The organism is Nocardia anaemiae NBRC 100462, assembly GCF_001612725.1.
Classification (GTDB): domain Bacteria; phylum Actinomycetota; class Actinomycetes; order Mycobacteriales; family Mycobacteriaceae; genus Nocardia; species Nocardia anaemiae.
In genome coordinates this window covers 1-980 of sequence record NZ_BDAZ01000128.1, presented here as the reverse complement: position 1 = coordinate 980, position 980 = coordinate 1, and the positions used below count along the sequence as shown (strand labels likewise).

At 65.7% G+C, this 980-nt stretch carries 1 protein-coding gene; it reads left to right on the top strand.

The window, feature by feature from the left end; genetic code table 11:
* Positions 1–33: 33 nt before the first annotated feature.
* Positions 34–980: zinc-binding dehydrogenase (locus NA5_RS38720; protein WP_245672688.1), on the top strand; the 947-nt coding region annotated here is incomplete at its 3' end.

The following is a 980-nucleotide window of genomic DNA, read 5'->3' as shown; positions in this document are numbered from 1 at the left end:
GGCGCTGGGATGGTTCGGGTTGATGTTCGGGCGATGGGGGTCAACTTCCGGGACGTGTTGGTGTGTCTGGGGGTGGTTGCTGATGGGGCGGGCCTGGTGTCGGATGTGGCCGGTGTTGTGGTCGAGGTCGGCGCGGAGGTCTCGGATCTTCGGGTCGGTGATGCCGTGATGGGGCTTGCGCCCGCCGGTGGGTCGATGGTGGTCACGGATCGTCGCCTGCTGACGCGCATCCCGTCGGGCTGGTCGTTCAGCGAAGCCGCCGGTGTCCCCACGGTTTATTTGACGGCGTGGTTGGCGTTGGTGGAGGTTGCCGAAGTTCGGGCGGGGCAGCGGTTGTTGGTTCATGCCGCCGCTGGCGGGGTCGGCATGGCGGCGGTGGCGTTGGCGCGACACCTGGGACTCGAGGTGTATGCGACGGCGAGCCGTGGCAAATGGGCGACGGTGCGCGGCCTGGGTGTCGATGTTGATCGGATTGCCGATTCGCGGACCACGGATTTCGAGCAGCGGTTCCTGGCGGCGACCGGCGGTGCCGGGATGGATGTCGTGTTGGATTCGCTGGCGGGCGAGTTCGTCGATGCAGGACTCCGGTTGCTACCACGCGGTGGTTGGTTCGTGGAGATGGGTAAGACCGACATACGCGACCCGCACACGATCGGTGACGTTTATCCCGGTGTGCGCTATCAGGCGATTGATCTGACCCGAGTGGACGCCGATCGGGTCGCGGGGATGTTCGGGAAGTTAGCCGAACTGTTCGAAAAGGGTGGCCTGGCTCCGTTGCCGGTTTCGGCGTGGGATGTGCGGCAGGCTCGTGAGGCGTTCCGTTATTTCGGGCAGGCACGCCATGTCGGCAAGATTGTGCTGACGGTGCCGCGGCGGCCGGATCCGGATGGGACGGTGCTGATCACCGGTGGTACGGGTGGTTTGGGTGCGCTGCTGGCACGGCATCTGGTGACCACACACGGAGTGCGCCACCTGGTCCT